Here is a 6024-nt window from a genome sequence, read left to right as displayed (position 1 = left end):
GCAAGCCAGAGCCGATTATCGAGCAACTACTACCATGGCAGTTTACTAACCGCTAGGTGGGATTACCGGACGGATACTGAAGACCGTGGAAGAAATACTGCGGAGGGTTTAAGAGGTTTATCTATATGAAAGTTGAGATAATCCCTCCAAGTAGGTGGAGCACTTACCAACTTGGCTGGTTGTTCTATGGTTATAGAAAACCCGACTTCTCGAACTTTAGTATTTGCTACTTTTTCGAAAAGTCTTTCTGCAAGAGAAACTTTAGGTAATAAAAGCCTTCCATCGACAATGAATTGGCTGAAATTGGCAAATTGACTTAGTTTTGAATCGTATTTTTCGAGTTCCTTACTGTACTGTATTTGGTAATGGTATTGGCCTTCTTTGATTCCCCATTTGAAAGCAGCTTCTCCTACCTTTTTAATTCGGGCATCTTCACCAACTTTAGAGTCGTCCCTTTTAGGATTGTTAATGCCTGACTCCCTGAGGACATTCAACATAGCTTTATTGTCTTCAGAATCACTGATTTCATTGAACTCTAAAGGGTATTTTAGCTCTTCAGCACCTACCGAAAAGTTCGCCACAATAACAAGTGAAAGCAGGGTTAATATTTTAGCTTTCATCTAGTTGGGTACTTCACTTCTATTAAGTTCTCGGCTGCTTTGTATACAACATCTGCCCTAGAGCCTGCCAATGTTCCAGCCTGTTCTAACATCGAATAAACTGTTTTATAGTCTGTATCTATATTGAGTGTTATATCTATTGAGGGTTTTGGTCCGATAAACCTTGGGGCCTCCATACCAGCTACCACTGATAGTCTTTTTACGAAAGGCTCCAAGTTTCCAATATAATTTTTTCCCAAGTTTTTATGCTGATTAAGAATTGGTAGGTAACCAATTTCAGAAGTCTGAAAACTATTGCCGGTTAAGTTTAAGTACTGGGCTTTTTTCAGCTGCTCTACTCTATTGGCCCTTTCAACCATCACTTCTGCTAATGCAGAAATACGCTCCTCTACTGGGCTCACTCTTTCTACTGATAAATACTGTTCGCTGGTGGAGCTACACCCGCTTATAGCTGAAAGACAGGCTAAAATACAAAAACCTCTTTTCATTGATACCTCAAACTGTTCACTTTGATAAAACAAGACAAATACCCCAAATGGCAAAAATGCGGTGATATGGGGGACTCGAGCGAAAGCCACCTCTCACAACAACTTCCTCAAATCCCCCAAACGACAAAAAAAAAGGCGTATCGGGGATGAGAAACTGCTGCTTCCCATTTAAGACTTATTTCATCGTCTTCAAAGAGCAAAAAAAATGTCAAATGGGGACCGTGAAAACCGATTTTCGTAAAACGATACAAAGTGTTTCATTGAGTAGAAACCAATTATCCGACTTATTTAACATTTCTGATTTATACAAGATTAATAAAAAGTAGAGTGAGTGCTTCAAATTGAGGTTAAGCATGAACATAAATAGAACTAAGGCGGATTCAACAATCCAGGATTACCAGTCGAGAGTGGCAACACTTACTAAAAGATGTGGTCTAGAGATAAATGATGAAAATTACTATAAAAAACTCGTTGAACAACTCTTGTCAGAAAAGAGCCAAATATCAACCTCAACATGGCGTAAGAAAAAAGCAGCTCTAGTCTGGTATTTAGAAAAAAACAACATCCAACATCTAGCAGATTCATTATTAGCAATCTCAAGTGAGGGAGCAATTAAAAAGCCAAATAAAACAAGTGCATGCAAAAAGAAACACCTCACTAAAAAAGAGGAAGATACAATTAGACAAGAACTTGAGACTCTACATGATGTTGGGGATTTTTGGGGGTTACAGCTATTGCCTATAACCGAGCTGATACTAACTACAGGTTTACGACCTATAGAGATGAAAGCAGCCAAGCTTTACATAAACCAGCAGGAGTTACATTCTGAGATACAGGAACATCTTGGGCACTACTCTGGAAGTTACCCCGTCCTCAAAATCCGAAATGCAAAAAACACTAATGGACGTTCATTTGGTGAATTTAGGTTTGTAGACCTCAGTGAAGTAAGCCAGAGAAGTATTCTCGCTATTCGATTAGCTTTACTTCATGTTAATAAGGCCAGGACAACAGAGAATGATTCGGTTAGCTTTGAAGATTACTATGAAGTACTCAGAAAGGCTTTTTCTAGGCTCGTGAATCGTTTATTTTCAGATAAACGCAAAAAGATCTCCCTCTATACTTATCGACATCAATGCATTGCAAATCTCAAATCCGCCAAAACCCCACTGTCTCACATTGCAGCAATTGTAGGTCATGGCAACGATTTGACCGCAAGTGAACACTATGGAAAAGGCAGATTTGGAAGAGGGGATGCTGGCCTTGTTAAAGCAAACACGATTGATGTAGGTAAGGTTAAGCTTCTGTTTGATAAAAAAGTTAATAAGAACTTTCAACCTACCCAAAACTAGTATAAAACGCTAACCCCAATGGCTTGAAGTCAAACTGACTCTTCTTAATGCCGATTAAATATTACTGCTGATTTGGTATAAGAAGCTATTGCATTGCTTGACCTAATAAAATGCACTCCATCTTAAGATAAGTCACTCGAGCAGTGGTTAGCGTAGGTTTAATGTTTTTTTAAAAACCAGTGTTCTGTCAGATTCTAATAATTGGACTCAATGAAATTTGACAGGCGCATATGTGCCAAAAGCAGTCGTTCAAATATTTGCAATTAAATGGCAGAAGAGTATGTAAAGCAGACACTTGTCTTTTCCCCTGGAACCACAGAATATGGTTTTTCAAGGGAAACGAGTGTTAATATGAAGTCGCAGTAATAAGCTGTAAAATTTCAATCAGGAGCAGTGAGGGCATACCTGAAACTCCATTTTTTCAAGAACACTTAATATAGAGATTTTACTTAATGGCTGGCCAGTCACCTAGCGGACCAGGGTATATTTACATTCTTGTTAATGAAACAAACCCGAATGAAATTAAGATAGGGCTTTCAGTCAACCCTGCCAGAAGGGTTAAACAATTACACTCATCAGGTACGGCGATGCCCATGTACTTTAAGTATTTGTGGCATGTACCAAATATGAAGTTGGCAGAAGAAGCAGCTCATGAAATTATGAGAGGGCACCGAGTAAACCCTAGACGCGAATTTTTCCACCTAGTCCCAGATGAAGCTGCATTAGACCTAGAAACACCTCACCAACATTTTAGCGGTCATGATTTAGCTAGCGATTATCTACACACATTTCGTGAGTTGATTGAAGATGGTTGGGATTACCTTAATATTCGCTATGTCAGAATCACGAGCCTACCAAGAGAGAATTAGTGCGTAATAGGAATAGTGTTGGAGTTGGTAGTGGCTTTTATATCCACCACAGAAATTTAAAAAGCGCGTCAGATGGGACTGGGTTTTCGTTGGCGCTCCATACCAGCCCATTACGCGGGCGCTGAAGGTCCGCTTTTTGTCTGAAGCGGATCAGCGCATTTGCTGTGGTCAAGGTCCGCTATACGCTCATAGCTGCCTGTCAGGTAGAGCCTAAACCTATTCATCGAAACTGTCAGATCAGATATGACCTACTCCACTTAAGGCTACTCCACTTAAGGCGCAATTTGTGATTACCATGAACTATTGTCTTGAAAGGAAACTTTAGAAAAGTTGAACTGGTATTAATAACTAAACAAATACTATTTCTTTGAGCCTTATATTGTCTTTTTAGATCTACTTCCTATGAACCGAAGACAAAGTGACATATAAATGAACCAGCTTTTAATTAATATCCATGTAAAATTCAACCAAAGGATTGTCACAAATAATGGGGAAATCATCTTCATAAACATTGCATTCGTAAAACCTTTTCCAGCCTCACCTTTTCCAACCACTTCAATTAGCGGCAAAGCCGAAGTTTCAGTCTCTTGCAGTTCACTATAAAAAATTCTCAGATTACCCTTTGAGTAGACTATGGCTTTAGCTATTGCATCTTTCTCATAATCATTAAAGTTTGAGTAGTCTAGCCCATTCAACCTCTGTCTGGTGAATTTGAAGAACAGCTCTTTGCTTGAGATCTCATTGTTTCTCTGCACTTCCTTTATAAGTAATTCAGATGATATTGCCGCAATATCATGAACACCTACTTCTCTATAGATAGACTTATAGAGTTGGTTTTCTGCAGCACTCCTCTTCCTTAAACTTAGATTTTTAAACTTAAGGTACGCTTCGTATAACCTATCTTCCATTACAGTTGAAGTTGAAATAACCAATTGATGCAAAGGGTACTCTTGCGCAGAATCAAGCGCTCCCTCAACTTGAGTAATAGCTATTAATCCTGACAAAGCATCAAAGACTGTCACGTCTGACGTCGATTCAATAAGAGCTCTGTATTCGTTTAAAGCGCACATCTCCAGTGGAATAAACGCTTTGTAGTAATGTTTAAACTCAATTGGTATTCGTTCATTAAACAGCAAAAAGTCGGTATGTTTCTTATAACCTTGTCCGGTCGTAATTAAACTAGTTAATCTTGAACAGGCCTTCCAATCATCGGGGATTTCTTCTTCAGCAATATACTGTGTAAGCCAGACAGCAAAGTATCCAACCCCAAAGAGTAGAAACACCAACGCTGGCATATCAAAAAACAAAGTATATGAGCTGCTATTTTTGTACTTGTGAGTTATATATAGATTGACCCAGAACAGTGTTATTAAACCTCCTGCAATTTTATACCCCGTCAGCATGCTTTGGATTTTTTCATAATCTATAGCGTGTCTAATCTCGAGCAAAAAATTAAGGCAAAACCAAGTTATGCCAGTGAAAGCCATAACAGTAAAGGTTATCAGAATGATGATTATCAGCATGCTGTGTGACTTATCTCGATAATCAGAATGCCTTGTTCTAGACTTCAAACCTGACACCATTTGCTATCAAAACTTGCTGATAAATTCTTTTCGCGTTCGCGCCTATTCTAAGGGAACTCATTTTGCTTTGTACTGGAGTGAGATGGCTATTCCTCCCCAATTTTTTGAAAGCAGTTTCTAAAAGCTCAACTTCACCTTTTGAAAGAGCAAGCTTAGTTGGTTCATGTGGAATGGCATTGTTTAAATTCTGTTTCATAAAATACTCCTATTTTGATACTTGATAGTAACTGAGCATTTTAAATCTCAAAATTTGAGGGAAATCCCCCAAAAAGCAAAAAAAAATACATATGGGGACTCGCTTTTCCCTTTTATGCCTTTCTGAGCAGACAAAGCCCCCAGATGTCCAAAAAAATGTCATATGGGGTATTCGTAGGCTCATCTAATACTAAAGCTCTTCATTAGAACCCCAAACGGCAAAAATATTGCCGTATCGGGCAAAATGACGAAATTTAGCGAATATCAGGGTTCTTGTAGTAGTTCTAGAGCAGTATTCAATGTTGCGCTTTAATCCACTTCGCTTCAAAACACGCAGGCCAATGTAATGAATTACGTACCGCATAATAACCCACGTTATTTCTTCCTGAATTTCTATGGTATTCATAAAGCACTGTACACAAACAAGCGTTCCCGGACGTCCAGTAACGGGGGGAGTAGACGATTCACTGATTAAGAAGACTAACCTAAGTCATGAATCTATCAAAAATGTAGAATTCGCTGGGAATTGAATGCCTATAACAGGGTGTTTCCGGACGTCCAGTAACGTGGGGAGTAGAGCCAATACACACAAAAACCAAAAATTTTGAAAAAGTGTTCCCGGACGCACCTTTTGGCGATGTTCCCGGACGTCCAGTAACATGGGGAGTAGAGAAGCGACTCAAGAAAAAAATATTAATATAGAAGAACTTTAAATAGAGGCTCAATATACAGGCATTATTCAGCAGCACTGAAAGAGTGCTTAAAATTTCTATATGAAAACAATAGCACCTAAATGATGATTGATGGTCTAGTAGCGATAGCGGAAGACCGTCAATAACTCCGGAGACTGTAACTAATTTTGTGTAACTGCCTATCTCAATTTACTCTATAGAGAGTTAAGGATAGGCAGATGAACATGA

General features: G+C 38.8%; 6 protein-coding genes. 2 read left to right on the top strand and 4 right to left on the bottom strand.

Features of this window, described 5'->3' with window-relative positions; all coding sequences use genetic code 11:
* Nucleotides 1-62: 62 nt before the first annotated feature.
* Both NO989_RS21350 and NO989_RS21345 read right to left on the bottom strand, forming a co-directional pair.
* A complete protein-coding gene (locus tag NO989_RS21350; RefSeq protein ID WP_371343166.1) occupies nucleotides 63-620 on the bottom strand; it encodes a type IV secretory system conjugative DNA transfer family protein in 558 nt (185 codons plus the stop codon).
* Complete coding sequence (locus NO989_RS21345; protein ID WP_101566763.1) at nucleotides 617-1108, bottom strand: DotD/TraH family lipoprotein; 492 nt, start codon at nucleotides 1106-1108, stop codon at nucleotides 617-619. The genes NO989_RS21350 and NO989_RS21345 overlap by 4 nt, the downstream gene beginning before the upstream one ends.
* 407 nt (nucleotides 1109-1515) lie before the next feature.
* On the opposite strand from NO989_RS21345, the gene NO989_RS21340 reads away from it, so the two are divergent.
* Nucleotides 1516-2457, top strand: a complete 942-nt coding sequence (locus tag NO989_RS21340) for a hypothetical protein (RefSeq protein ID WP_148290660.1) — start codon at nucleotides 1516-1518, stop codon at nucleotides 2455-2457.
* A gap of 452 nt (nucleotides 2458-2909) precedes the next feature.
* Nucleotides 2910-3326: a GIY-YIG nuclease family protein gene (locus tag NO989_RS21335; RefSeq protein ID WP_015068583.1), complete on the top strand. Its 417-nt coding sequence runs from the start codon at nucleotides 2910-2912 to the stop codon at nucleotides 3324-3326.
* Between the two features lie 374 nt (nucleotides 3327-3700).
* Here NO989_RS21335 and NO989_RS21330 read toward each other — a convergent pair whose 3' ends face one another.
* Both NO989_RS21330 and NO989_RS21325 read right to left on the bottom strand, forming a co-directional pair.
* The gene (locus NO989_RS21330; protein ID WP_148290659.1) at nucleotides 3701-4897 is read right to left on the bottom strand and encodes a hypothetical protein; all 1197 of its coding nucleotides are present in this window, start codon (nucleotides 4895-4897) and stop codon (nucleotides 3701-3703) included.
* A complete protein-coding gene (locus tag NO989_RS21325; protein WP_061093559.1) occupies nucleotides 4887-5105 on the bottom strand; it encodes a hypothetical protein in 219 nt (72 codons plus the stop codon). The genes NO989_RS21330 and NO989_RS21325 overlap by 11 nt, the downstream gene beginning before the upstream one ends.
* Nucleotides 5106-6024 lie beyond the last annotated feature (919 nt).

It is taken from the genome of Alteromonas sp. DY56-G5 (genome assembly GCF_041414725.1).
Taxonomy (GTDB): Bacteria; Pseudomonadota; Gammaproteobacteria; order Enterobacterales; family Alteromonadaceae; genus Alteromonas; species Alteromonas macleodii.
This window is presented reverse-complemented; position numbering and strand designations above follow the sequence as displayed.

What these genes read in the sequence shown, in the direction of transcription:
- NO989_RS21325 (WP_061093559.1), bottom strand. Translation starts at nt 5,105, where the DNA reads ATGAAACAGAATTTAAACAATGCCATTCCACATGAACCAACTAAGCTT.
- NO989_RS21350 (WP_371343166.1), bottom strand. Translation starts at nt 620, where the DNA reads ATGAAAGCTAAAATATTAACCCTGCTTTCACTTGTTATTGTGGCGAAC.
- NO989_RS21345 (WP_101566763.1), bottom strand. Translation starts at nt 1,108, where the DNA reads ATGAAAAGAGGTTTTTGTATTTTAGCCTGTCTTTCAGCTATAAGCGGG.
- NO989_RS21335 (WP_015068583.1), top strand. Translation starts at nt 2,910, where the DNA reads ATGGCTGGCCAGTCACCTAGCGGACCAGGGTATATTTACATTCTTGTT.